This window comes from Nonomuraea sp. NPDC050663 (assembly GCF_044456985.1).
Lineage (GTDB): Bacteria > Actinomycetota > Actinomycetes > Streptosporangiales > Streptosporangiaceae > Nonomuraea.
This window is the reverse complement of sequence record NZ_JBITGL010000010.1, coordinates 159,903-182,700: the sequence shown is the minus strand read 5'-3', so window position 1 is coordinate 182,700 and position 22,798 is coordinate 159,903. Positions and strand designations below refer to the sequence as shown.

At 70.3% G+C, this 22,798-nt stretch carries 23 protein-coding genes; 13 read left to right on the top strand and 10 right to left on the bottom strand.

The annotated features are described in order from the left end of the window. Nucleotides 1–7: 7 nt before the first annotated feature. Nucleotides 8–1,453: an MFS transporter gene (locus ACIBH1_RS29875; protein ID WP_397317286.1), complete on the top strand. Its 1,446-nt coding sequence runs from the start codon at nt 8–10 to the stop codon at nt 1,451–1,453. Here ACIBH1_RS29875 and ACIBH1_RS29870 read toward each other — a convergent pair. Continuing rightward, entirely contained in the window at nt 1,450–1,800 is a 351-nt protein-coding gene (locus ACIBH1_RS29870; protein ID WP_397317403.1) for a signal peptidase I, read from the bottom strand. The two genes, ACIBH1_RS29875 and ACIBH1_RS29870, sit on opposite strands and share 4 nt — an antisense overlap. A 271-nt stretch (nt 1,801–2,071) precedes the next feature. Here ACIBH1_RS29870 and ACIBH1_RS29865 point away from each other — a divergent pair, with 271 nt between their 5' ends. Both ACIBH1_RS29865 and ACIBH1_RS29860 read left to right on the top strand, forming a co-directional pair. Next, complete coding sequence (locus ACIBH1_RS29865; protein WP_397317285.1) at nt 2,072–2,656, top strand: hypothetical protein; 585 nt, start codon at nt 2,072–2,074, stop codon at nt 2,654–2,656. Next, entirely contained in the window at nt 2,649–3,368 is a 720-nt protein-coding gene (locus tag ACIBH1_RS29860; RefSeq protein ID WP_397317284.1) for a class F sortase, read from the top strand. Before ACIBH1_RS29865 ends, ACIBH1_RS29860 begins: the two co-directional genes overlap by 8 nt. On the opposite strand, the gene ACIBH1_RS29855 is transcribed toward ACIBH1_RS29860, so the two are convergent. Continuing rightward, nucleotides 3,355–4,374: an ADP-ribosylglycohydrolase family protein gene (locus ACIBH1_RS29855; RefSeq protein WP_397317283.1), complete on the bottom strand. Its 1,020-nt coding sequence runs from the start codon at nt 4,372–4,374 to the stop codon at nt 3,355–3,357. The two genes, ACIBH1_RS29860 and ACIBH1_RS29855, sit on opposite strands and share 14 nt — an antisense overlap. Nucleotides 4,375–4,416: 42 nt before the next feature. Between ACIBH1_RS29855 and ACIBH1_RS29850 the strand changes: the two genes are divergently transcribed. From ACIBH1_RS29850 to ACIBH1_RS29830, 5 genes are all read left to right on the top strand, one after another. Continuing rightward, a complete protein-coding gene (locus tag ACIBH1_RS29850; protein WP_397317282.1) occupies nt 4,417–5,610 on the top strand; it encodes an ABC transporter substrate-binding protein in 1,194 nt (397 codons plus the stop codon). Continuing rightward, nucleotides 5,607–6,440, top strand: a complete 834-nt coding sequence (locus ACIBH1_RS29845) for a carbohydrate ABC transporter permease (RefSeq protein WP_397317281.1) — start codon at nt 5,607–5,609, stop codon at nt 6,438–6,440. Before ACIBH1_RS29850 ends, ACIBH1_RS29845 begins: the two co-directional genes overlap by 4 nt. Then, nucleotides 6,437–7,252 carry a carbohydrate ABC transporter permease gene (locus ACIBH1_RS29840; RefSeq protein WP_397317280.1) on the top strand — a complete coding sequence of 272 codons (816 nt, stop codon included), beginning with the start codon at nt 6,437–6,439 and terminating at the stop codon, nt 7,250–7,252. Before ACIBH1_RS29845 ends, ACIBH1_RS29840 begins: the two co-directional genes overlap by 4 nt. A 63-nt stretch (nt 7,253–7,315) precedes the next feature. Continuing rightward, nucleotides 7,316–9,226 carry a Xaa-Pro dipeptidyl-peptidase gene (locus ACIBH1_RS29835; RefSeq protein ID WP_397317279.1) on the top strand — a complete coding sequence of 637 codons (1,911 nt, stop codon included), beginning with the start codon at nt 7,316–7,318 and terminating at the stop codon, nt 9,224–9,226. A gap of 592 nt (nt 9,227–9,818) precedes the next feature. Next, nucleotides 9,819–10,136, top strand: coding sequence for a PaaI family thioesterase (locus ACIBH1_RS29830; protein WP_397317278.1), 318 nt, complete (start codon nt 9,819–9,821; stop codon nt 10,134–10,136). Here ACIBH1_RS29830 and ACIBH1_RS29825 read toward each other — a convergent pair. Together ACIBH1_RS29825 and ACIBH1_RS29820 are read right to left on the bottom strand one after the other, a co-directional pair. Continuing rightward, complete coding sequence (locus tag ACIBH1_RS29825) at nt 10,133–10,690, bottom strand: dihydrofolate reductase family protein (protein WP_397317277.1); 558 nt, start codon at nt 10,688–10,690, stop codon at nt 10,133–10,135. The genes ACIBH1_RS29830 and ACIBH1_RS29825 overlap by 4 nt on opposite strands. Nucleotides 10,691–10,768: 78 nt before the next feature. Beyond that, the gene (locus ACIBH1_RS29820; protein WP_397317276.1) at nt 10,769–11,563 is read right to left on the bottom strand and encodes a DUF4253 domain-containing protein; all 795 of its coding nucleotides are present in this window, start codon (nt 11,561–11,563) and stop codon (nt 10,769–10,771) included. Nucleotides 11,564–11,606: 43 nt separating this feature from the next. Here ACIBH1_RS29820 and ACIBH1_RS29815 point away from each other — a divergent pair, with 43 nt between their 5' ends. After that, nucleotides 11,607–12,221, top strand: a complete 615-nt coding sequence (locus ACIBH1_RS29815) for an HAD family hydrolase (RefSeq protein WP_397317275.1) — start codon at nt 11,607–11,609, stop codon at nt 12,219–12,221. Here ACIBH1_RS29815 and ACIBH1_RS29810 read toward each other — a convergent pair. Together ACIBH1_RS29810 and ACIBH1_RS29805 are read right to left on the bottom strand one after the other, a co-directional pair. Beyond that, on the bottom strand, nt 12,162–12,770 hold the full coding sequence (locus ACIBH1_RS29810) for a TenA family protein (RefSeq protein ID WP_397317274.1): 609 nt from the start codon (nt 12,768–12,770) through the stop codon (nt 12,162–12,164). The genes ACIBH1_RS29815 and ACIBH1_RS29810 overlap by 60 nt on opposite strands. Before the next feature lie 9 nt (nt 12,771–12,779). Continuing rightward, nucleotides 12,780–13,886: a TIGR03118 family protein gene (locus tag ACIBH1_RS29805; protein WP_397317273.1), complete on the bottom strand. Its 1,107-nt coding sequence runs from the start codon at nt 13,884–13,886 to the stop codon at nt 12,780–12,782. A gap of 80 nt (nt 13,887–13,966) precedes the next feature. On the opposite strand from ACIBH1_RS29805, the gene ppgK reads away from it, so the two are divergent. Beyond that, nucleotides 13,967–14,689 carry a polyphosphate--glucose phosphotransferase gene (ppgK, locus tag ACIBH1_RS29800; protein WP_397317272.1) on the top strand — a complete coding sequence of 241 codons (723 nt, stop codon included), beginning with the start codon at nt 13,967–13,969 and terminating at the stop codon, nt 14,687–14,689. A gap of 61 nt (nt 14,690–14,750) precedes the next feature. Beyond that, nucleotides 14,751–15,221 (top strand): VOC family protein, encoded by a 471-nt coding sequence (locus ACIBH1_RS29795; RefSeq protein ID WP_397317271.1) that lies wholly within the window; start codon nt 14,751–14,753, stop codon nt 15,219–15,221. Here the strand turns inward: ACIBH1_RS29795 and ACIBH1_RS29790 are convergent. Further along, nucleotides 15,209–15,769, bottom strand: coding sequence for a carboxymuconolactone decarboxylase family protein (locus ACIBH1_RS29790; protein ID WP_397317270.1), 561 nt, complete (start codon nt 15,767–15,769; stop codon nt 15,209–15,211). The two genes, ACIBH1_RS29795 and ACIBH1_RS29790, sit on opposite strands and share 13 nt — an antisense overlap. Before the next feature lie 166 nt (nt 15,770–15,935). Here ACIBH1_RS29790 and hrpA point away from each other — a divergent pair, with 166 nt between their 5' ends. Together hrpA and ACIBH1_RS29780 are read left to right on the top strand one after the other, a co-directional pair. Beyond that, nucleotides 15,936–19,802: an ATP-dependent RNA helicase HrpA gene (gene hrpA, locus ACIBH1_RS29785; protein ID WP_397317269.1), complete on the top strand. Its 3,867-nt coding sequence runs from the start codon at nt 15,936–15,938 to the stop codon at nt 19,800–19,802. A gap of 5 nt (nt 19,803–19,807) precedes the next feature. Further along, nucleotides 19,808–20,455: an HAD family hydrolase gene (locus tag ACIBH1_RS29780; protein WP_397317268.1), complete on the top strand. Its 648-nt coding sequence runs from the start codon at nt 19,808–19,810 to the stop codon at nt 20,453–20,455. A 10-nt stretch (nt 20,456–20,465) separates the two neighbouring features. Here the strand turns inward: ACIBH1_RS29780 and ACIBH1_RS29775 are convergent, their stop codons facing one another. The 3 genes from ACIBH1_RS29775 to ACIBH1_RS29765 form a co-directional block, all read right to left on the bottom strand. After that, the gene (locus ACIBH1_RS29775; RefSeq protein ID WP_397317267.1) at nt 20,466–20,738 is read right to left on the bottom strand and encodes a hypothetical protein; all 273 of its coding nucleotides are present in this window, start codon (nt 20,736–20,738) and stop codon (nt 20,466–20,468) included. 25 nt (nt 20,739–20,763) lie between these two features. Next, entirely contained in the window at nt 20,764–22,305 is a 1,542-nt protein-coding gene (locus ACIBH1_RS29770) for a gamma-glutamyltransferase family protein (protein ID WP_397317266.1), read from the bottom strand. A gap of 127 nt (nt 22,306–22,432) precedes the next feature. Further along, nucleotides 22,433–22,795 (bottom strand): hypothetical protein, encoded by a 363-nt coding sequence (locus ACIBH1_RS29765; protein WP_397317265.1) that lies wholly within the window; start codon nt 22,793–22,795, stop codon nt 22,433–22,435. Between the last annotated feature and the right edge of the window lie 3 nt (nt 22,796–22,798).

Below are 22,798 nucleotides of genomic sequence, written 5' to 3'. Positions count from 1 at the left end.
GTCCCCCATGGTTCATGCCGCACCACGCTCCGGAAGCACCGGAGGCATCATCGGCGTGCTGGCCGTCGCCGGCATCGTCGCGGCGCTCTCCCAGACCCTGGTCACGCCGCTCATCAGCACCCTGCCGCAGATCCTGCACACCAACGCCGCCGACGCCTCCTGGGTGATCACCATCACCCTCCTGGTGGGCGCGATCGCCACGCCAGTCAACGGCAAGCTCGGAGACCTGTACGGCAAGCGCCGCATGATGCTGATCTCCACGATCCCCCTGGTGGCCGGCTCGATCATCTGCGCCATGGCCACCACCCTCACCCCGATGATCATCGGCCGCGGGCTGCAGGGGCTGGGCATGGGCGTCGTCCCGCTCGGCATCAGCGCCATGCGCGACGTGGTGCCGCCCCAGCGGCTCGGCGCCGCCATCGCCCTGATGAGCTCCTCCCTGGGGATCGGCGGCGCGCTCGGCCTCCCGATCGCCTCCGCCGTCGCCCAGTACGCCAGCTGGCGGGTGCTGTTCTGGGTCGTCGCCGCGCTCACCGCCGCGGTCGCCGCGCTGATCTGGCTGGTCGTCCCCGCCGTCCCCGGCAGGGCGCACGGCCGCCTGGACCTCCCCGGAACGATCGGCCTGGCCGTCGCGCTCGTCTGCCTGCTCCTGGGCATCTCCAAGGGCGCCGACTGGGGCTGGGGCAGCGCCACCACGCTCGGCCTGCTGGGCGCCTCCGCCGTCATCCTGCTCGTCTGGGGCTGGTGGGAGCTGCGCGCCGCCGACCCGCTCGTCGACCTGCGCACCACCGCGCGCAGGCAGGTGCTGCTGACCAACGTTTCGTCGATCTTCGTCGGCGTGGCCATGTACGCCCAGACGCTCGTCTTCATGCAGATCCTGCAACTGCCCGAGGCCACCGGCTACGGCCTGGGCCAGACGATGCTCGCCGCCGGGCTCTGGCTGGCGCCCTCCGGCCTGATGATGATGGCCGTCTCGCCCCTCGGCGCCAAGCTGTCGGACCGCCGCGGCCCCAAGACCACGCTGGCCGCCGGATCGCTGGTGCTGGCCCTCGGGTACGGCACGGCGTTCCTGCTCATGGACCACGCCTGGGGCGTCATGATCGCGGCCTGCGTCGGCACCATCGGCGTCGGCCTCGCCTACGGAGCCATGCCCGCCCTCATCATGGGCGCCGTCCCGCTGTCGGAGACCGCCTCCGCCAACGGGTTCAACACCCTGATGCGCTCCATCGGCACCACCACCTCCGCAGCCGTCATCGGCGTGGTGCTCTCCCACCTGACCATCGACCTGGGCGGCCACACGCTGCCCTCGGAGAGCGGCTTCCAGGTCAGCCTGATGATCGGCGGAGGCGTCGCCCTCGTGGCGGCCATGATCGCGATCGCCCTGCCCAGGGCCCGCACCCGCCGCGAGGCGCCCGCCCTCCTGGCTGGCGACCTGGTGCCCGAGACCGCCTAGCGCACGGCGTAACCGGGGACGGACGGCCAGCGCACGGTCATCACCACCGACTCCTCCTCCGCCTCCCACGAATGATCCTCGCCCACCCCCCACACCACGTAGTCGCCCTGCTCGGCCAGCACCACGTCGCGATCGCGGAACTCCAGCCGGAACCGCCCGCTCACCAGCAGGAGCAGCGCGGTCCTGCGCTCGCCGACCACCCATTCGGCGCGGCGCTCACCCTTGGTGTGCACCCCCCACTTGATCTCCACGTCAGCGCTGTGCCGTACGTCGCCGTCGGGCTGGAAGTGGCCCAGCAGCCAGCCACGCTCGGCAGGGGCGTCGTCGGTGGCGTTCCCGGTATAGATCACGCAGCGTGACGTTAGCGCATCCGCACGAGCAGCCTGCGCACGCGCCGCAGATCCCGCACGCGATGCTCGTACGCCGCCCCCGCGATCAGCACCGCCCCGCCGATGACGTGACCGCCAGGCCGACGTGCCCCTCCGCCCAGGACACAGGCCCACCACCACGGCCGTCACCCCGGTCAGGGCCGGTAGCAGGTCCGTGAGCAGGCGTCGCCTGAAAAGCTTTGCCATTCCCGGTGCTGGAGTGCCGCGTGTTGCTGGGTAGAACGCCGCCATGGTCTTTCTACGACGTGCGGTGCTCGCCGCCGCTGTCCTCGTCGTCGGCATGGCGGGGCCTGCTGTGGCCGAGGTGGACATCTCCCCGTACAAGGCGGAGCCGGGTGACTCGGTGCGGATCACGACCGACGACGGGGGCGACTGCGGTGACGCCGACCTCGTCGCCGAGTCCGACGCCTTCGACGAGGAGGTGGTCCTGGAGCAGCGCGGCGATCTGGCGGTCGGAGTGGCCGACGTCGCTTGGGATGCCGATCCCGGGCGTCACGACGTCGTGGTGGAGTGCGACCGGGCGACGTTCGTCGACGACGGGTCGTTCATCGTGGTCGGCGGGTGGGGGCCCGACACCGGCGGTGGTGGTCTGGCCCTGAACACCGAGCCGGCCGCCGGCAAGGCTCAGGCCGGGGGCAACAGCGAGGTCGCGGGCAAGAGCGAGGTCGGCGGCAAGAGCGACGTCGCCGCCGCTCAGCCCGGGACCGATGGTGTCAAGCTGGTGATGGCCTGCGCGGTGATGGTGATGATCGCAGCCTCGGTCGTCGGCGTCTCGGTGCTCGCGGGCCGTCGCCGCGCCCGGATGCGTGGCTGACGCCGAGGCCCGGGCACCGCGGACCCGGGCGCCGCAGTCCCGGGCGCCGCAGTCCCGGGCCGCGTTGACCCGGGCCGCGTTGGCCCTGGCCGGGCTGGCGTTGCTCCTCGTCGCGACCACCGCGTGCAAGGCGCAGGACCGTGCCACCGTGGGCCCCTTGACGCTGCCCGCCACCGTCAAGGCCGGGCACTGGCCCCGGCAGGTCGGCGAGACCTCCCGCTGGGCCAGGCCGGTGCGCGTCATGGTGCCGCGCCTGAAGATCGACGCCCCCGTCACCGGCATCGGCAGCGGCGAGAAGGGCCGCCTGGAGGCTCCGCCACTGGGCGAGACGAACCTGGTCGGCTGGGACCGCCAATCGCCCGTCCCCGGCAACCCGGGCGCGGCGGTGCTGGTCGGCCATCTCGACACCAAGACGGGCCCCGCCGTGTTCGCCCGCCTCCGTGAGGTGAAGCCGGGCGACACCCTGGCCGTGGTGCGATCCGACGACCAGGTGGTCGTCTATCGCGCCACCGCCACGCAGGAGGTCGGCAAGGCCGACTTCCCTGTCCGCAAGGTGTTCACCTCGTCGGGCGCGCCCGCCATCCGCCTGGTCACGTGCGGCGGCCGCTACGACCACGACCGGGGTTCCTACGACGACAACCTCATCGTGTACGGCGAGCACGCCGGCACCTATCGTGCCGTCGACCTCAGGAAGGGCGTCACCCGCGCCTGACCTCGGCCAGCCGGTCTGCGAGCTCGGTGATCGTCTGCCTGCCTTCGAGCGGCGACAGCCAGGGGGCGGGCAGCGCTTCCTGGCCGAGGGCGGCGCCGAGGAGGTTGCCGGTGAGCGAGCCGGTGGAGTCGCTGTCGCCGGAGTGGTTGACCGACAGCAGCAGCGCCGCCGTCACGGCCCCGCCGGTGACCAGGGCGCAGTAGACCGAGATGGCCAGGGCCTCCTCCGCCACCCACGCCCCGCCGAGCGACTCGACCGCCTCCGGTGAGCGGATCCCGGCGGCGGCGAGCTCGACGGCGTGCTCCAGCGCGGCGGTCGTCTCCTCGTGGGCCGGGTACGAGCGGGTCAGTTCCAGCGCCCCCTCCACGGCCGAAAACAGGGGTTCGCCGCCCGTCACGAGGGTGATGATCGCGGCGAAGGCTCCGGCGGCCAGGTAGCCGGTGGGATGCCCGTGGGTGATCTGGGCGCACGCGGCCGACAACTCGAAGGCGGCCCGTGGGTCGGCGGTGACCAGCCCGAACGGTGCCGATCTCATCACCGTGCCGCAGCCCTTGGACGCGGGGTTCACGTCGCCCGCCGCTCCGGCGCGAAGGGTGTCGTACGGGTCGTGGGTGAGCGTGCGCCGCAGGCCTGACAGGCACGCGTTGCCGGGTGCGCGCCGGGAGTAGAGCCATCCCTGCTCGCGCAGCGCCCCCGTCCGCCACGGCTCGACGGGAGGCGGGGGAGTGCGGTGCTGCTGGGTGTCGAGCCATCGCAGGTACGCCTGCCGTACCTCGTGCACCGGGTCGCCGCCGGCCAGCAGCCCCTCCACGGTGAAGAGCGTCATCTGGGTGTCGTCGGTGATGAGCCCGAGCTGACCGCGCCAATCGGGGACATAGCTCTCTATCCCTGATATGCCATGATTTTTCCGGATCTCGCGCAGTGACTCGAACTCGATCGGCGCCCCCAGAGCGTCGCCGATGGCTCCGCCCAGCAGGCAACCGCGTACGCGGTCGGGAAAATCCATGCTGGCCACGATAAATCATGGCAAATGGGGAAGCGGCCACTCATGCTGCGCCGCTTAGCCGTCCCCCTGACCCTCTGCCTGGTGATGGCGGGGTGCGCCGGGGACAGCAGGGTGACGCTGGATTTCTTCCAGTTCAAACCGGAGGCGACCGAGACCTTCGACAAGCTCATCGCCGCCTTCGAGCAGCAGCACCCGAACATCCGCGTGGTGCAGAACCACGTCCCCAACGCCGAGACCGCCATCAGGGCCCGCCTGGTGCGCGGCGACGTGCCCGACGTGCTCGCCCTGAGCGGCAACAGCGTGTTCGGCGAGCTCGCCGAGGCCGGCGTCTTCCGCGACTTCTCCGGCTACGCCGGGCGCCAGGCGATCAACCCGGCCGTGCAGAAGGTCCTCGACGACCTCGGCACCTACCGGCAGGGCGAGGTCAACGGCCTGCCGATGTGCACCGCAGCCAACCCGATCCTCTACAACAAGGCCATCTTCGACCAGCACGGCGTGCAGCCGCCCAAGACGTGGGACGAGCTGATCGCCGCAGCCAAACGGTTCCAGGCCGCCGGAGTCACCCCGTTCTACCTGACGCTCAAGGACGCCTGGACGGCGCTGCCCACCTTCAACTCCCTGGCCGCCAACCTGGCGCCACCCGACTTCTTCGCCGGCCGTACGGCGGACCGCACGACCTTCGCCCAGGCCTACCCCGACGTGGCGCGCAAGCTCGCCGAGCTCTTCCAGTACGGCCAGCCCGACCGTTTCTCGCGCGGCTACGACGAGGGCAACAGGGAGTTCGCCCAGGGCAAGTCGGCCATGTACCTCCAGGGGACCTTCGCCATCCCGGCGATCCGCGAGGCCGAGCCGGACTTCGAGATCGGCGCCTTCACCCCGATGGAGCGCCTCGTCACCGGCGTCGACGTGGTGATCACGATGCCGCGCGAGCCGCGACGCCCGCGCGAGTCGCAGCTGTTCGTCGACTACCTGATGAGCCCCGAGGTGATCCGCGCCTACACGCGCGAGCAGGTCTCCATCCCGTCGCTGAAGGACGCGGAGTCGGACGACCCGACCCTCCAGCCGCTCGTGCCGTACTACACCGCCGGGAAGGTCACCGGCTACCCCGACCACCACATCCCGCTGGCGGTCGGCCTGGAGCGGCTCGTGCAGCAGTTCCTCATCGACGGCGACCAGCGGGAACTGCTGGCCGAGCTCGACAGCGAATGGGACAAGGTCATGGAGCGCCGCTCATGAGCCGGGCCTACTACTGGATGGTCGTGCCCGCCTTCGTGCTGTTCTTCCTGCTGCACACCGTGCCGGTGCTGCAGGGCTTCTACTACAGCCTGACCGACTATCCCGGGTACGGCGAGCACGCCTTCGTCGGCATCCGCAACTACGTCAACCTGTTCAAGGACGACCGTGTCCTGGAGGCCTACCTCTTCACCTTCCAGTTCGCGATCGTCGCCACCATCCTGACGAACGTGATCGCGCTGGCGGTGGCGGTGGGCCTCAACGCACGCATCCGCTTCCAGACGGCGCTGCGCGGCATCTACTTCATCCCGAACGTGCTGGCCATCCTCATCGTCGGCTACATCTTCAACTACCTGTTCGCCAACTCGGTCCCGGCCATCTTCGGCGGGACCAACATCCTGGCCGATCCCGACCTGGCCTGGATCGGCATCGTGATCGTGGCCGTGTGGCAGGCGGTCGCCTTCAACATCGTCATCTACCTGGCGGGCCTGCAGACGATCCCCGAGGACCTGCACGAGGCGGCCATGATCGACGGCGCGGGCAGGTGGCGGCGGTTCTGGTCGGTGGTCTTCCCGCTGATCGCGCCGTTCTTCACGGTGAACATGGTGCTCTCGGCCAAGAACTTCCTGCAGGTCTTCGACCACATCGTGGCGCTGACCAACGGCGGTCCCGGCAGCGCGACGACCTCGGTGTCGCTGCTCATCTACACCGGCGGCTTCCAGGGCGGGGAGTACGCCTACCAGACGGCCAACGCGATCGTCTACTTCGTGATCATCGTGCTGGTCTCGATCTTCCAGCTGCGCATCCTGCAGCGGCGGGAGGTGACGATGTGAGGCGCAACTGGTGGCTGACCGCGCTCTTGGCGGCCGGATCGCTGACGGTGCTCGTGCCGCTCTACTTCACCGTGGTGACCGCGCTGAAGACCCCGGAGGAGCTGGCCGGAGCCGGGTTCGACCTGCCGAGGAATCCGGCGTGGGGCAACTTCGCCGAGGCCTGGGAGCTGACGGACTACCCGCAGGCGGCGCTGAACAGCGCGCTCATCACGGTCGGGGCGGTGGCGCTGACGTTGCTGACCAACTCGCTGGTCGCCTACGCCATCGCCCGCAACTTCCACCGCAAGCTCTTCAAGGGCCTGTACTTCTACTTCGTCTCCGCGCTCTTCGTGCCCTTCCCGATCATCATGCTTCCCGTGGTGAAGCAGACCTCGCTGCTCGGGCTCGACAACCAGGCCGGGCTGATCCTGCTCTACGTCGTGTACGGCCTGGCCTTCAACATCTTCCTCTACGTCGGTTACATCCGGTCGATCCCGAGTTCGCTGGAGGAGGCGGCCAGGGTCGACGGCGCGGGCACCTGGACGGTGTTCTGGCGCGTGATCTTCCCGCTGCTCGCCCCGATGAACGCCACCGTCGGCATCCTGACCTTCCTGTGGGCGTGGAACGACTTCCTGCTGCCGCTGGTGGTGTTGTCGAGCCCGGACGCCCAGACCCTGCCGCTGGTGCAGTACGTCTTCCAGTCGCAGTTCAACACCAACCACACCGTCGCCTTCGCCTCCTATCTGATGGCGCTGGCTCCCGTGCTGCTGGTTTACGTCTTCGCGCAACGCTGGGTCATCTCAGGTGTGTTGCGGGGCTCCGTCAAGGGTTGATGGCCCCGAGCCCCTCTGAGAGATTGCGGGTGATATTTCACCACTTGTCCCGGAGGTCACGCGGTGCCACCCTTACGCCCTGCCCTCGCATTCGCCCTCGTCCTGACCCTGGCCACCCCCGCCCAGGCCGCGCTCGCCCAGGGCACCCCGCCCTTCATCTCGGGCGGCCGCACCCAGCCGGTGCACTCCTACACCGACGCCATCCGCGAGCACGTCTACGTCGAGTCCACCATCGACAGCGACGCCGACGGCCGCCTCGACCGCGTCCGCGTCGACATCATCCGGCCGCGCACCGACGCCAGGGTGCCCGTCATCATCGACGAGAGCCCGTACTACGACAACTCCGGCCGCGGCCCCGAGCGGGAACGCAAGGCCTACGACGCCAACGGCGACCCGATCAAGTTCCCCCTCTTCTACGACAACTACTTCGTCCCGCGCGGCTACGCCGTCCTCAACGTCGACATGCTCGGGACCACCAAGTCCGACGGCTGCCCCGACGTGGGCGGACCCGCCGACGTCCTGGGCGGCAAGGCCGTCATCGACTGGCTCAACGGCCGCGCCACCGCCTACCGCGCCGACGGCGGCACCGCCGTCGCCTCCTGGAGCAGCGGCAAGGCCGCCATGATCGGCAAGTCCTACGACGGCACCCTCGCCAACGCCGTCGCCGCCACCGGCGTCCAGGGCCTGACCACGATCGTCCCCATCTCCGCGATCAGCTCCTGGTACGAATACCAGCGCTCGTACGGCGTGCTCTACAACAGCCTCAACTACCCGGGCTTCCTGGCCGGAGCCGTCGACACCGACGGCGCCGTCAAGTGCGCCCCCGTCCGCGACCGCCTCAACGCCGAGGACGGCGACGAAAGCGGCAATTACACCCCGTTCTGGCAGGCTCGCGACCACCGCGCCGACCTGTCGAAGATGCGCGCCAGCGTCTTCGCCGTGCACACCGTCAACGACCTCAACGTCAAGCCCGACACCTGGTCACGCTGGTGGGACGCGCTGGCCAAGCGCGGCATCCCCCGCAAGGTCTGGGTCGGGCAGTACGAGCACGTCGACCCCTTCGACTTCGAGGGCAGGCGCGAGCTCTGGGTCGACACCCTGCACCGGTGGTTCGACTACTGGCTGCACGGCGTGCGCAACGACATCATGCGCGAGCCCCGCGCCGACGTGCAGCTGTCGCCCACCAAGTGGATCACCCAGCGCGACTGGCCCGCACCGCACACCATCCCGGTGGCGCTGCGCCCCTCGGCGGACGGCTCGCTCGGCCTGCTGCCCGCCCGCCCCGGCTCCACGGCGTCGTTCACCGACGTCAAGCTGACAGAACCCCAGATGGTCGCCGACGTCGGAGTGCCCAACCCGGGCAGGGCGGCCTTCACCACCGCCCCGCTCCCGCTGGACCTGCGCCTGTCGGGCACCCCCGAGGTCGACCTGCGCCTCACCCTCGACAAGCCCGCCGCCAACCTCACCGCCCTGCTCGTCGACTTCGGCGAGACCCCGCGCGTCGACTGGCGCGTCGGCCAGGGCATCGTCCAGCAGCCGACCGAATCGTGCCACGGCGAGAGCTCGCCCGACGACGACGCCTGCTACCGCACCTTCGGCACCGCCGTCGCCACCCGGCCCTACGAGATCGTCGCACGCGGCTGGATCGACACCCAGAACCGCTCGTCGCTGTCGACCTCCACGCCGATCGAGCCCGGCGTCTCCACCCGGATCCGGTGGAGCACCCTGCCGCAGGACTACGTCTTCCGCAAGGGCAACCGCATGGCCCTCATCGTGGCGGGCACCGACAACTCCTACAACCGCGCCGACATCGCCACCGGGTCGCTGGTGACGCTCGACCTCACCCGCAGCTCGATCCGGGTGCCGCTCGTCATCACGGCGCCCCTCACCACCGACGAGGTCCCGCAGAGCCGTACGCTCTGGCAGGGCCCGACGCTGGTCGACCTGCCGGAACCCACGTCCGAGTTCTTCTAGGAGGCCACCCGCCCAAGGCATGGCGGCCGCTTCGCGCCAGGGGAGCCGGGCCCGCAAGGCATGGTCCCTCCAACCGGACGCTTCGCGTCAAGGGGGTCGGGGCTGCGCTGTGCGGGGCTCCGCCCCGCGCCCCGCACGGGGGGCCTGCCGGCCCCCCGGCACCCCCGGTCCTCGCCCGTGGCGACGGCGACGATGGTCACCCAGCTCCGCAGTCGCCTTCTGGCGGGGAAGGCAGCTGCGGGGAGCTGCTGCCCCAGGCCGTGGCTACCTCGTGGTGGTCGGCTTCAACGGGTAGGCAGGCTGGAAATGGCAGGACTCGATCGACGTCATCGGCCGACCTGGATGTGCCGCTCAGGACCGATCCCACCAGGCACGGGCTTCGCGGCCCACGCATCCCTTGTTCGCCGCCCGACCAGTGCCGGATGATCCGACGGTGGTGAACCGTCGCCCGCAAACGCAGGAGCGTGATCATGAATGAGCACCGAAGCGGCCCGTTCTGGGATGTCATGGCAGGCAAGATCCCCCCACCCCCGCGGCGGAACTGCTCGGCTGGGAGCTGATCGCGGTCGATCCCGACGAGGGCACGATCGAGGTGGCGTTCAAGGCGACCGAGCAGTTCGTCAACCCCGTCGGCGTGATCCAGGGCGGCTTCCTGGCCGCGATGCTCGACGACACGCTGGGCCCGGCGCTGGTGGCCGGGCTGGGGGTGGGGCAGTTCGCCCCGACGCTCGACCTGCACGTGCAGTTCCTGCGCCCCGCCCGCCCCGGCCGGCTCGTGGGACGCGGGCGGGTCGTGCAGCGGGGGAGCGAGGTGTGCTTCCTGGCGGGCGAGCTGGCGGGCCCCGACGGGCGGCTGGTCGCGGTGGCGACGGCGACGGCGAGGATCCAGGCCGTCAGGGGGAGCGACTAGCGCCGGGGCCGCAGGTGCTGGACGGTGATGCCGCACTCGAACAGCCGCGACTCCACCATCGTGAGCGGGGTGTAGGCGCCCGCGGGGAAGACCGGGATGCCCGCCCCGATCGCGGTCGGGTTGACGAACAGGTGCAGGTCGTCGACCAGGCCGGCGGCGATCAGGCTGGTGACGAGCGTGCTCCCGCCGTAGGCGATCAGGTCGCCGCCCGGCTGGGCCTTGAGGCCGTTGATGGTCTCGGCGAGGTCGCCGCCGGCCACGACGGCGTTCTTCCACGGCGACTCGGTCAGCGAGTCGGTGATCACGACCTTGGGCGTGTTGTTCATCCAGTCGATCGATTCCTGGGTCTCGCCCTCGGGGCCCGACTCCCACACGGGGATGAACCCCTCGGCGAGCTTGCGGCCCAGCACGATGGTGTCGACGGACTTGCCGAGCTCGTCGGTGTAGGCGCTCAGCGCGTCGTCCCACGGGAAGGTCAGGAAGTCCATCTGGCCCTCGGGGCCGCCCATGTATCCGTCGACGCTGACCTGGGTCTGGAGCTTGAGCTTGCGCATGGCCGGGTTCCCTTCATCGGTTCGTTCGTTGTGGCTTCAGCATCGCGGCCGGCTCTTACCGGATCCTTACGGCGGCCTTCAGTCCCACCAGAAGGACCACGAGTGGCCGCCGACCAGCTGCTCGGCGTAGCCGCGCAGGTCTCCGGCCCCCTGGATCACGTTGTCGGGGCAGAAGGTCCAGTGCTCGGCGGCGACGTGCAGGGCGTGCTCCAGGTCGGCGGGCGGGGCGGCCACGCTCAGGTCGATCGTGTTGAAGCCCAGGCAGACCACGCGGGCCCCGAACCGGTCCTCCCACGAGCGCACCACGGCCGCCATCGGCACCTGCCACTCGTTGTGGTGGATGGCGCCCTGCCACCCGGTGGCGACCAGCGCGTCGGCGCCTCGTCCCGCCGCCGCCAGCCCCAGCGGCATGCCGCGGTCCTCGAGGGACTTGGCGAACCAGTCGGCGACCACGTCGGGATCGGCGACGGGCACGCCGGGTTCGGCCAGGCCGGGGCAGAGCGCGCCGAACGGCTCCAGCTCCGCCAGGGCTTGGGGCGCCGCCTGGGCGACCCACTCCTGCCACACCTCGGCCATGAAGCCCTCGGCGGTGAAATGATCGATCATGGCGGGATCGTCGGGCACCACGCGGGCGGCCGACCACGGCTGGTGGGTTTCCTCCAGCAGCAGGGGCCAGAGCCCGCTGCGCCGGTGCGCGGCGCGCATCGCCGACCACAGCCCCGGCGGCGACGGGTCGAAGCTGATCCAGAACGCCGGCCGTTCGTCTTCGGTGCGGAGCAGCTCGCCCTCGGGCAGCACGGCAGGGAGCGTGCGCCCCTTACCGCCGTCGGCGAACAGCTGGCGCAGCTCGGGAGTGAGCTGATGATCCTCCATGCCGGGCACTATCGTAGTGGCCCGATCTTTACGGAGGCTGGAAGTGACGTTTGCCCATGGCGCGGTGCTCTGCGACTTCGACGGGGTGCTGCGGCATTTCGACGACCAGGCGCGGGCCGACATCGAGACCAGGCACGGCCTGGCACCGGGGGAGCTGCTGAAGGCGGCCTTCGACCCCGCCATCATGACCCCCGCGTGCCTGGGGCGGATCACCGCCGAGGAGTGGGTGGAGCGCCTGGCGAGCGTGGTCGGGGAGCCGGCGGCCGAGGAGTTCTCGCGCGTGCCGTCGTGGATCGACGAGGAGGTCAAGGCGATCCTCACGGGGCTCCAGCAGCACGTGCCGGTGATCCTCGTGACCAATGCGATGACCTCGCTGGAGCGCCAGCTCGACGAGCTGGGCCTGACCTACTTCGCCGACGACGTGGTCAGCAGCGCCCGCGTCGGCGTGGCCAAGCCGGATCCACGCATCTACCTGATCGCGGCCGAGCGGGCGGGCGTGCCCGTTGAACGCTGCCTGTTCGTCGACGACCGGCTGGAGAACGTGGAGGCGGCCATGGCGCTGGGCATGACCGCCGTCCACTTCACCTCGCCCGCCGACCTACAGCGCCATGTCGAAGAAGCGACGTTCCAGGGTGACCGCGCGGCGGAAGACGTCTAGCACGTCCTCGCGGTGGGCGGGGCCGACCCGGTCCAGCTCACCGCGCAGGAAGGCGACCCAGGCGCGGAACTCCCGTCCTTCGTGCAGCTCGATCCATTCGCGGTGGATCCAGCTGTCCGGGTACGGCTGCGCGGCGCGCGAGGCCCAGCCGAGGTAGCTCCACTCGGCCACGCACAGCACCGCCACGATGAGCTCGTAGCGCTGGCCGTGCCGTACCTCGTCCATCAGGGCCTGGAAGTCGGCGGTCACCGGCTCCGGTGGCGCGCTCGCGGCGCCCAGGGCCTCGATCGCCCGGTGGAAGTAGGTCTTCTCCGAGGTGGTGGCCACGTGCCCGAGGAACTGCCCGTACGGCACGCGCGCCTCGAACGAGTCTGCACTGGCCACCGCCGCGCCGAGCAGTGCGGTGAAGGAGTCGACGAACTGGAAGTCCTGGACGAGGTAGCGGCGCATGTCCGCCTCGCCGGAGTTGATCGCCATCGCGAACGGGTGGCCGACCACCGCGTCCCACTCCTCGCGACACTGCTCGCGCAACCATTCACTGAAGCTCACCCGGGCACTCTAGTAGCCGCCGGAGGAACTGCTCGTGGGCGAGGGGACGGGGTTCTGCTGCTGCTGCGACTGCTGGGCGGGGTCGCCGGATCCGGCGGGGCGCAGCAGGCCGATGAGCCCGTGCTGGGCGCCGTCGATGCCCGCGCTGAACCAGATCGCGTTGGTGCCGCCGTTCTCGGCCGTGCCCGGCTCCAGGTCCCACAGGCCGGGCAGGACGACGGTCCGTCCGCCGGCGTCGCGCAGGGCGCCCAGGTGGCGGCCGCGCTTGAAGACGTGGACGGTGCCGTCGCCGAAGTTGCCGACGAGCAGCGCGCCCGCGTAGGCGCCGAAGCCGCGGGGCGCCACGGTGACCGCCCAGGGCGCGTTGAGCGCGCCTCGGCTGATGCGGCCGGTCAGGCGGCCGTCTGAGCTGAAGCGGCTGACGAAGCCCTTGCCGCGTCCGGCGACGGACTTGCCGGTGGCCGGGTCGCGCAGGGCCCACGAGACCCAGACGCCGTCACCGGCGACCGAGACGTTGAACGGGTGGTAGGTGCGCGGGACGGCCGGGTCGCGGAACTGCCAGCGCGCGAGCCGTACCCTGCTGAAGTCGTCGTCGAAGGCGTGGATCCTGCCCCCGGCGAAGTCGGCGGCCAGCAGGAACGGGCCGTCGTCGGTCTCCATCAGGGCCAGGCCCTTGTAGTCGGCGCCGCGAGTGAACGCGCCGATGATCGCGTTGGCCGGGTCGGCCTCGGCGTTCCATCCGGTGATCGCCCCGCTGGGGCTGGAGAAGATGAACGTGGCGGGCTTGCCCTTGACGGTGAATCCGTCGGTGGGGTTGACGACCTGGCCGGTCGGGGCGCCCCCGGGGATGGCGACCTCGGTCGGCTCCTTCTTGCCCTGGCCCGAGTAGACGGTGGCCGAGCCGGTGCCGGTGTTCGACACCCACAACGTCTTGCCCATCGCCAGGCCCCACGGGTTGACGACCTTCGGATCATGGACCGCGGCCCTGCCCTTGACGTCGGAGACGAGGTTGACGACGTCGAAGCGCTGACGCGGGGTCGTGGTCGCGGCTTCGGCGGGTGCTCCGGTGAGCACGACGAGCGTCGCAGCGCAGAGTGTCATGATGCGGTGCTGCATCTGGGCCTCCTAGGTTTGCGCTTGTGACGCGAGGTACGCGGGGGACGGAAGGGGGGTTCATTTTTGGGTATGGGGACCTCATGAACGTTCTGGGCATCGACATCGGCGGATCCGGGATCAAGGGAGCGCCGGTGGACCTGGAGAAGGGCGAGCTGGCCGACGAGCGGCTGCGCATCCCGACTCCGCAGCCGGCCAAGCCGGAGGCCGTGGCCGAGGTGGTCGGCGAGATCGTCAAGCACTTCGACGCCACCGGGCCGATCGGCGTGACCTTCCCCGGGGTGGTGGTCGACGGCGTCGTGCGCACGGCGGCGAACGTGCACCACTCGTGGGTCGGCGTCGACGCGGGCGAGCTGTTCGGCGGGGCGGTCGTGCTCAACGACGCCGACGCGGCCGGCGTGGCCGAGATGACCTTCGGCGAGGGCAGGGACCGCAAGGGCGTCGTGCTGATGCTGACCTTCGGCACCGGCATCGGCAGCGCCCTGTTCGTCGACGGCACGCTGGTCCCCAACACCGAGCTGGGCCACCTGGAGCTGCACGGCAAGGACGCCGAGCACCGCGCGTCCGACCGGGTGCGCGAGGAGCACGACATGAGCTGGGACAAGTGGGCCGAGCGGGTCGAGGAGTATCTCCTTCACGTGGAGATGCTCTTCTCGCCCTCGGTCATCATCATCGGCGGCGGCGTCTCCAAGAAGGCCGACAAGTTCCTGCCGCACGTGAAGCTCTCGACCCCGGTGGTGCCCGCCTCGCTGCAGAACCAGGCGGGCATCGTGGGGGCGGCGATGGCCGCCGCCGCCCGCCGATGAGTTTTCGCCGCGCCGCCGGTCTGTAGTGGTGAAGGCATTCACCACGAAGAGGGAGACAGCCATGCAGAAGATCACGCCGTTCCTGTGGTTCGACAACCAGGCCGAGGAGGCCGCGGCCTTCTACTGCTCGGTCTTCAAGAACTCGCGCATCGTGCGGGTCGAGAAGTACGCGAACGCCTCGCCGGACGGCAGCGACGTCACCCAGGTCGTCTTCGAGCTCGACGGCCAGCCGTACTACGCGCTCGACGGCGGTCCCGAGTTCAAGTTCAACGAGGCCGTCTCGCTGTACGTCGACTGCGCCGACCAGGAGGAGGTCGACGAGCTGTGGGCCGCGCTCACCGCCGGCGGCGGCGAGCCGGGACCGTGCGGCTGGCTCAAGGACAAGTACGGCCTGTCGTGGCAGATCGTGCCGCGGTTCCTGACCGATCTCGGCACCGACCCGAACAAGGAGGCGGCGGGCCGGGCCCTGCAGGCGATGCTGAAGATGTCGAAGATCGACGTCCAGGCCCTGCGGGACGCCTACAACGGCTGATCGGGTGCGATGGGCCGGCCGAAGGTCACGGCCTGCAGCACCGCGGGCGGGGCGCTGTCGCGCAGGGCCGCGTCGGGCAGGGCGCCGAGCGCGTCGTTGACCGTGGAGAAGCTGATGCGCAGCGCGAGGTAGAGGGTGAGGGCGAAGATCTCGCTGTCGCCGAACCCGGCCTCGCGCAGCGCCCGCACGTCGGCCTCGGTCGTGGAGTTCGGGTCGCGGGCGAGCTTGCGCGCCCAGGCGGCCATCACCCGCTCGCGCTCGTCGAGCCCCTCGTCGTCGCCGCGGATCGCCGCGGCGTCCTCGATCTTGGCGCCCCAGGCCAGCGAGCAGTAGGAGTCGCCCAGCGCGGCGGCGCAGGCGGTGACCAGCACGCCCCGGTCGCGCACGCTCAGCCCGAGCTTGTCGGCGGTCAGGCCGAGCAGCCCCATGAGCCCCGCGTGCGCGTCGGGCAGGTGCGCCCAGAGCCGGGTGAGGTTCATGACGTAGCCGCGGTCGGCCAGGTCTTCTTCGAACATCCCTGCGTCCTCGGCGGGAACGAGGAAACTCATCGCTTGACCTCCACGGGGTCGGATCGGCTGCGGCGGCACCAGCAGTGATCCTCACCCGCTGGATCGATCCCGTCCAGCGTGCCGCCCGATATTCGGATGCGGGCGGCCGCACCGTCAGGCACCATTGGCGGTTGGCTTCGCAGTCCCGAATATCCTTGAAAGCAACATGGGAACATCCGACCTTCACGCACGCCTGTCCGATCTGATGCCGCGCGACCAGCGGCGGATTCGGCGCAGGCTCGACGGCACACGCAGGGTCAAGAGCCGCGAGGCCCGCGAGAAGATCACGGCGGAGATCCTCGCCGACGTCGAGCGGGCCGAGCAGCGGGTGGTGCGGCGCCGCGAGGCCGTGCCGGTCGTCAGCTACCCGGAGAACCTGCCGGTCTCCCAGCGCCGTGACGACATCCTCGCGGCGATCCGCGACAACCAGGTCGTGATCATCGCCGGTGAGACGGGCTCCGGCAAGACCACCCAGATCCCGAAGATCTGCCTGGAGCTCGGCCGCGGCGTGCGCGGCCTCATCGGCCACACCCAGCCGCGCCGCATCGCCGCCCGCACGGTCGCCGAGCGCGTCGCCGAGGAGCTCGGCACCACCCTGGGCGAGGTCGTCGGCTACAAGGTGCGCTTCACCGACCAGGGCAGCGACCGCACCCTGGTCAAGCTGATGACCGACGGCATCCTGCTGGCCGAGCTGCAGCACGACCGGCTGCTGGAGCAGTACGACACGATCATCGTCGACGAGGCCCACGAGCGCAGCCTCAACATCGACTTCATCCTGGGCTACCTCAAGCAGCTGCTGCCAAGGCGGCCCGACCTCAAGGTCATCATCACCAGCGCCACGATCGACCCCGAGCGCTTCTCCCGCCACTTCGGCGACGCGCCGATCATCGAGGTCTCCGGCCGCACCTACCCCGTCGAGGTGCGCTACCGGCCGCTCGACGAGGACGACGACCAGACGCAGGGCATCATCGACGCCTGCAAGGAGTTGTCGCTGGAGGGCCAGGGCGACATCCTGGTGTTCCTTTCGGGCGAGCGCGAGATCCGCGACACCGCCGACGCGCTGGGCAAGGCGCAGCTGCGCAACACCGAGATCCTGCCGCTGTACGCCCGGCTGAGCGCCGCCGAGCAGCACAAGGTGTTCCAGTCGCACACCGGCCGCCGCATCGTGCTGGCCACCAACGTCGCCGAGACGTCGCTGACCGTGCCCGGCATCAAGTACGTGGTCGACCCCGGCTTCGCCCGCATCTCGCGCTACAGCCACCGCACCAAGGTCCAGCGCCTGCCCATCGAGGCGATCTCGCAGGCCAGCGCCAACCAGCGCAAGGGCCGCTGCGGCCGCACCAGCGACGGCATCTGCATCCGGCTCTACGAAGAGGAAGACTTCGTCGGCAGGCCGGAGTTCACCGACCCCGAGATCCTGCGCACCAACCTGGCCAGCGTCATCCTCCAGATGACCTCCATCGGCCTGGGCGACATCGAGGCCTTCCCGTTCGTCGAGCCGCCCGACAAGCGCCAGGTCAAGGACGGCGTGAACCTCCTGCACGAGCTGGGCGCCTTCGACGCTGAAGGGTCGATCACCGGGGTCGGGCGCAAGCTCGCCCAGCTCCCGGTCGACCCCAGGCTCGCCCGCATGGTGCTCGAGGCCGACAAGAACGGCTGCCTGCGCGAGGTCATGGTCATCGTGGCCGCCCTCTCGATCCAGGACCCTCGCGAGCGCCCGGCCGACAAGCAGCAGCAGGCCGACGAGAAGCACCGCCGCTTCGCCGACCCCGAATCCGACTTCCTGACCTACCTGAACCTGTGGAACTACGTCAGGGAGAAGCAGAAGGAGCTGTCGTCGAGCGCGTTCAGGCGGCTGTGCAAGGCCGAGTTCCTGAACTACCTGCGGGTGCGCGAGTGGCAAGACATCTACAGCCAGATCCGCCAGTCGCTCGGCGCCCAGCCCAACAGCACCGACGCCGAGCCGTACACCGTGCACGTCTCGCTCCTGGCCGGCCTGCTGTCGCACCTGGGCGTCAAGGACGTCGTCGACAAGAACGTCCAGGAGAAGGGCCGCCGCCCGCTCACCGAGTACGTCGGCGCGCGTAACGCCCGCTTCGCGATCTGGCCGGGGTCCGCGCTGGCCAAGAAGCAGCCCGCGTGGGTGATGTCGGCCGAACTGGTCGAGACCTCCAGGCTCTGGGCGCGGGTCAACGCCAAGATCGAGCCCGACTGGGTCGAGCCGCTGGCCGCGCACCTCCTCAAGCGCACCTACTCCGAGCCCCACTGGGAGAAGGACCAGGGCGCGGTCATCGCCCTGGAGAAGGTCACGCTGTACGGCATGCCGCTGGTCGTGGGGCGCAAGGTCAACTACGGCCGCATCGATCCCGAGATCTCGCGCGACCTGTTCATCCGCCATGCCCTGGTGCAGGGCGAGTGGGACAGCCACCACAAGTTCCTCAAGGAGAACCGCAAGCTGCTCGAAGAGGTCGAGGAGCTGGAGAACCGCGCCCGGCGCCGCGACATCATGGTCGACGACGAGGCGCTGTTCGACTTCTACGACCAGCGTGTCCCGGCCGACGTGGTCTCGGTGCGCCACTTCGACAACTGGTGGAAGCGCGAACCGGACAAGGACCTGCTCACCTTCACGCCGGAGATGCTGGTCAACCAGAACGCCGACGTCAGCGTGCAGGACTACCCCGACACCTGGCGCCATCTCAACCAGCGCATGCGGCTGACCTACCAGTTCGAGCCGGGCGCCGACGCCGACGGCGTCACCGTGCACGTGCCGCTGCAGATGCTCAACCAGTTCAGCTCCGACGGCTTCGACTGGCAGATCCCCGGCCTTCGCGAGGAGCTGGTCACCGAGCTGATCCGCTCGCTGCCCAAGCACATCCGCCGCAACTTCGTGCCCGCGCCCAACTACGCCAAGCAGGTCCTGGCCGCCGTCGAGCCCGGCAAGGAGCCGCTGCTGGAGGTGATGGAGCGCGAGCTGCTGCGGCTGACGGGCGTGCGGGTGCCGCGCGAGGCCTGGCAGCTCGACCACCTCCCCGACCACCTGCGCGTCACCTACCGCGTCGTCGACGAGCGCAAGAAGAAGATCGCCGAGGACAAGGACCTCGACGCTCTCAAGAAGCGCCTGGCGCCCAAGCTGCGCCAGCGGTTGTCGGCCGCCGCCGACGACCTGGAGCGCACCGGGCTGCACACCTGGAGCTTCGGCACCCTGCCCAAGCTCTTCGAGCAGGGCCGCATGAAGGGTTACCCGGCCCTGGTCGACAACCAGGAGTCCGTGGCCATCAAGATCTTCGACACCGAGGCGCAGCAGCGCCGCTCCATGTGGACCGGCACCCGCCGCCTGCTGCTGCTCAACGTGGTCAACCCGGCCAGGCAGCTGCTCGGCGGCCTGTCGAACCAGGCCAAGCTCGCCCTGTCGCGCTCGCCGCACGGCGGCGCGGTGGCGTTGTTCGACGACGTGGTCACCGCCGCGGTCGACAAGCTCATGCACGACCTGGGCGGACCGGCCTGGGAGCCGGTCGCCTTCGACCGGCTCTACCAGCACGTGCGGGCCGAGCTGTACGACACCGCCAGGGACGTCCTGGCCAAGACCGAGCAGATCCTGGCCACCTGGCACTCGATCGGCACCATGCTCGACGCGGCCAGGCCGAGCGACTCCGTCGACGACATCAGGCACCAGCTGTCGACCCTCGTCTACGCCGGATTCATCACCTCCACCGGGGCCCGCCGCCTGCCCGACGTCTCCCGCTACCTGCGGGCCATCGAGCGGCGCCTGACCAAGCTGCCCGAGGAGCCGTGGCGCGACGTGGAGTGGATGGACCGGGTGCACAAGGTCGAGGACGACTACGCCGCGCTGCTCGACAAGCTGCCTCCCGTACGGCGGGGCGACCCCGACGTGCGCGAGATCCGCTGGATGATCGAGGAGCTGCGGGTCAGCTTCTTCGCCCAGACTCTCGGCACGCCCACGCCGATCTCGGAGAAGCGCATCGCCAAGGCGATGGACAGGCTCAGGGAGCCCGCGGCGGGTGCCCTAAACTGACCCGCGTGATCAAGGCACTGGTTTTCGACGTCGGCGAGACCCTGATCGACGAGACCCGGATCTGGTCGCGCTGGGCCGATCGCCTGGGTGTCACCCGCCTGACCTTCCTGGGCGTGATCGGCGGGGTGGCGGCGCTGAAGCGTTCCCACCGCGAGGCCTTCCAGATCGTGCGGCCGGGCCTCGACGTCGAGGCCGAGATCGAGGCGTGGGCCGAGGACGAGCCCGACAGCCTGCGCAACCACTTCGACGCCGACGATCTCTACCCCGACGTGCGCGAGGCGCTGCGGGGTCTGCGCGAGGCGGGTTACCAGGTGATCATCGCCGGCAACCAGCCGGAGCGGGCCTACGACGCCCTGGTGGCGATGGACCTGCCCGCCGACTCCATCCACACCTCCGACGGCTGGGGCGTGGCCAAGCCGCAGCCGGAGTTCTTCGCCAAGGTCGCGCAGGTCGCCGGGCGCGCGCCCGGCGAGATCCTCTACGTGGGCGACCGGCTCGACAACGACGTCCTGGCGGCCAAGCGGGCCGGCATGCACGTCGCGCTGCTGCGCCGCGGCCCGTGGGGATTCCTGCACGCCGCGCAGCCCGAGGCCGCGGAGGCCGACGTGGTCATCGACAGCCTCCACGACCTGCTGCCCTACCTGCGCGGGTGATCGCCGGGCCTCACGGCTCGTCGTCCACGCGCATCGCGCGCTCCTCGGCCGGCAGATCCTCGTCGGTCTCGACGAGGGCGTCGTCGGTGAGCTGGAACTTCTCCCTCGGCTCGCGCTCGGGCCCGTCGGGCAGTTCCTCGCGCAGCCGCTCGTCCATGCTCTCGCGCTCGGCCGGGTCGTCGGGCAGTATCTCGTGCCGCTCCCCGAGATCGGTGGTCCACTCCTCGACCTCGATCTCCTGCTCGTCGCTGAGTCCGTAGCGGTCCGGTGGCAATTCGGTCATGCCGGTACTCGTACCCACGAGCTGGCTAAATACCGAGAGCCGCTCCGATGAGCGAGCGCGGATCGGCCGCGCCTGCCAGCACCCCGTTGTCCTGCACGTCGATGAGGTGCGCGTGCCCGAACGACGAGCCGTACGGCACGGCCGCCACCGGATGCCCGAGCGACTCCAGCCCGCCCGTCCAGGGCGCGCCCTCCTCCAGCTGGAGCACGATCGCGTCGGGGTCGGTCCACGTGTCGAAGCCGGTGGTCGAGCCCAGCCGCCACCGGGGCGCCGCGAGCGCCTGTCCGGGCTGCCTGCCGTACTTCAGCAGAGACGTGATGACCTGCAGCAGGATCTGCGGCTGGGCGTCGCCGCCCATGGTGCCCACGACGGAGCGCAGCGAGCCGTCGGGCCGGGTGATGAGCGCGGGAGCCAGCGTGTGCGGCGGGCGCCTGCCTGGCGCGTACTCGGCCGGGTGGCCGGGCTCCAAGGAGAAGCCGATGCCGCGGTTGTGCAGGTTGATCCCGGTGTTCGGCTCGATGAGCAGGCTGCCGAAGCCCGAGGCGTTGGACTGGATCAGCGAGACGCCCATGCCCTCGCCGTCCACGGCGCACAGGTAGGTCGTGTCGCCGTCGGCGGTGGGCGCCGCGAGCCTGGAGCGGGCGGCCGGGTCGACGAGCGCGCGGCGCCTGGCGATCTCCTCCGGGCCGACCAGGCCGGTGGCGTTCTCGTACAGGAGGGCGAGCCGGTCGTGTCCGGCCGCCCGCGACGCCTCGGCCAGCAGGTGTGCGAAGGCTGGGTGCTCGGGGGAGTCGGGCAGGTCGAGGCCGTCGACGATGCCCAGCGACAGCAGCAGCAGGTACCCCTGGGAGACGGGCGGCATCGACCAGATCCGGTGGCCGAACGCCTCCACCGACAGCGGGCGCACCCACTCGCCGGTGGCCTTGGCCAGATCCTCTGAGGTGTATTCGCCCGCGCCGAGCTCCAGCAGGCCGCCGCCGAACTCGCCGAGGTAGAAGCCGTCGCGGCCGTCCTCGACGATGGACAGCAGGGCACGCGCCACGCCGGGACGGGTCATCAGGTCGCCCGCCGCGCGCACCGGAGCGTAGTCGGTGCCGCCCGGCTGCTCGGCCATGAGCGGAGCGCCCGGGGCCATCAGCGGCGAGGCGGGGAAGCCCGATTCCGCCAGCCGGATCGCGGGGGCCAGCAACTGCTCCAGCGGCAGCCTGCCGTACCTGTCGTGCAGGGCGAGCCAGCCGTCGACGCAGCCGGGCACGGTGACCGAGCGGATGTCCTTCAGGTGCGGCATGCGCTCGTGACCCTCGGAGCGCAGCTGGGCGGCGTCGGCTCCCGAGCCGGCCCTGCCGGAGGCGTCCAGCGCGGTCACCTCGCCGTCGGCGTGCACCAGCGCGAACAGGTCGCCGCCCATGCCGCACAGGTGGGGGGCGGTGACGGCCAGGACGGCGTTGGTGGCGATGGCCGCGTCGGCCGCGGAACCGCCGCGTTCGAGAGCGTTCACCCCGGCGGCGGAAGCGAGGTGATCGACACTGCAAACCATCCCGTAGCGGGCATATCTGGTGTTGTGCACGTAAAAGAGCGTAAAGGGAGAAGTGACACCGCTGTTACCCGGCGCGTGTGGTCTGTGTGACGTGGGTAGGGGGTGCATTATGTCGCGGATGTGGAGGAGGGCCACCAAGCCCGTGGGGGACCTGCCGTCACCGGCCGAGGTACGTGCGGCGATGCGTGCCTTTCCCAGTGAAGGGCTGATCACCAGAAAACAGTTCGATCTCGCTCTCGGCGTGCCGCTGTCCACCGCGGTCGTGCAGACGCTGGCCCTGCTGGCCTGCCGCCCGCACGAATGCGTGACGGCCGCGCGCGAGGTGGCGGCCGGAGGGCCGACGCCGTACCTGCGCGCCTGCGTGCTGGAAGGACTCAGGCTGACCAGCGGGAGCAGACGCTTCGCGCCGGAGGAATGGCTCGACGGCGCCCCGAGCCCGATCGCCGAGCGGCTGCTGGAGCTGGCCCAGGCCGCGCTCGCCGAACTCATCAGAGAACGCGGTTACGAACTGCTCGGGCAACAC

Coding starts and splice junctions, on each gene's coding strand:
- ACIBH1_RS29875 (WP_397317286.1), top strand. CDS start 8: ATGGTTCATGCCGCACCACGCTCCGGAAGCACCGGAGGCATCATCGGC.
- ACIBH1_RS29865 (WP_397317285.1), top strand. CDS start 2,072: ATGGTCTTTCTACGACGTGCGGTGCTCGCCGCCGCTGTCCTCGTCGTC.
- ACIBH1_RS29855 (WP_397317283.1), bottom strand. CDS start 4,374: ATGGATTTTCCCGACCGCGTACGCGGTTGCCTGCTGGGCGGAGCCATC.
- ACIBH1_RS29850 (WP_397317282.1), top strand. CDS start 4,417: ATGCTGCGCCGCTTAGCCGTCCCCCTGACCCTCTGCCTGGTGATGGCG.
- ACIBH1_RS29845 (WP_397317281.1), top strand. CDS start 5,607: ATGAGCCGGGCCTACTACTGGATGGTCGTGCCCGCCTTCGTGCTGTTC.
- ACIBH1_RS29825 (WP_397317277.1), bottom strand. CDS start 10,690: ATGCGCAAGCTCAAGCTCCAGACCCAGGTCAGCGTCGACGGATACATG.
- ACIBH1_RS29820 (WP_397317276.1), bottom strand. CDS start 11,563: ATGGAGGATCATCAGCTCACTCCCGAGCTGCGCCAGCTGTTCGCCGAC.
- ACIBH1_RS29805 (WP_397317273.1), bottom strand. CDS start 13,886: ATGCAGCACCGCATCATGACACTCTGCGCTGCGACGCTCGTCGTGCTC.
- ppgK (WP_397317272.1), top strand. CDS start 13,967: ATGAACGTTCTGGGCATCGACATCGGCGGATCCGGGATCAAGGGAGCG.
- ACIBH1_RS29795 (WP_397317271.1), top strand. CDS start 14,751: ATGCAGAAGATCACGCCGTTCCTGTGGTTCGACAACCAGGCCGAGGAG.
- ACIBH1_RS29790 (WP_397317270.1), bottom strand. CDS start 15,769: ATGAGTTTCCTCGTTCCCGCCGAGGACGCAGGGATGTTCGAAGAAGAC.
- hrpA (WP_397317269.1), top strand. CDS start 15,936: ATGGGAACATCCGACCTTCACGCACGCCTGTCCGATCTGATGCCGCGC.
- ACIBH1_RS29775 (WP_397317267.1), bottom strand. CDS start 20,738: ATGACCGAATTGCCACCGGACCGCTACGGACTCAGCGACGAGCAGGAG.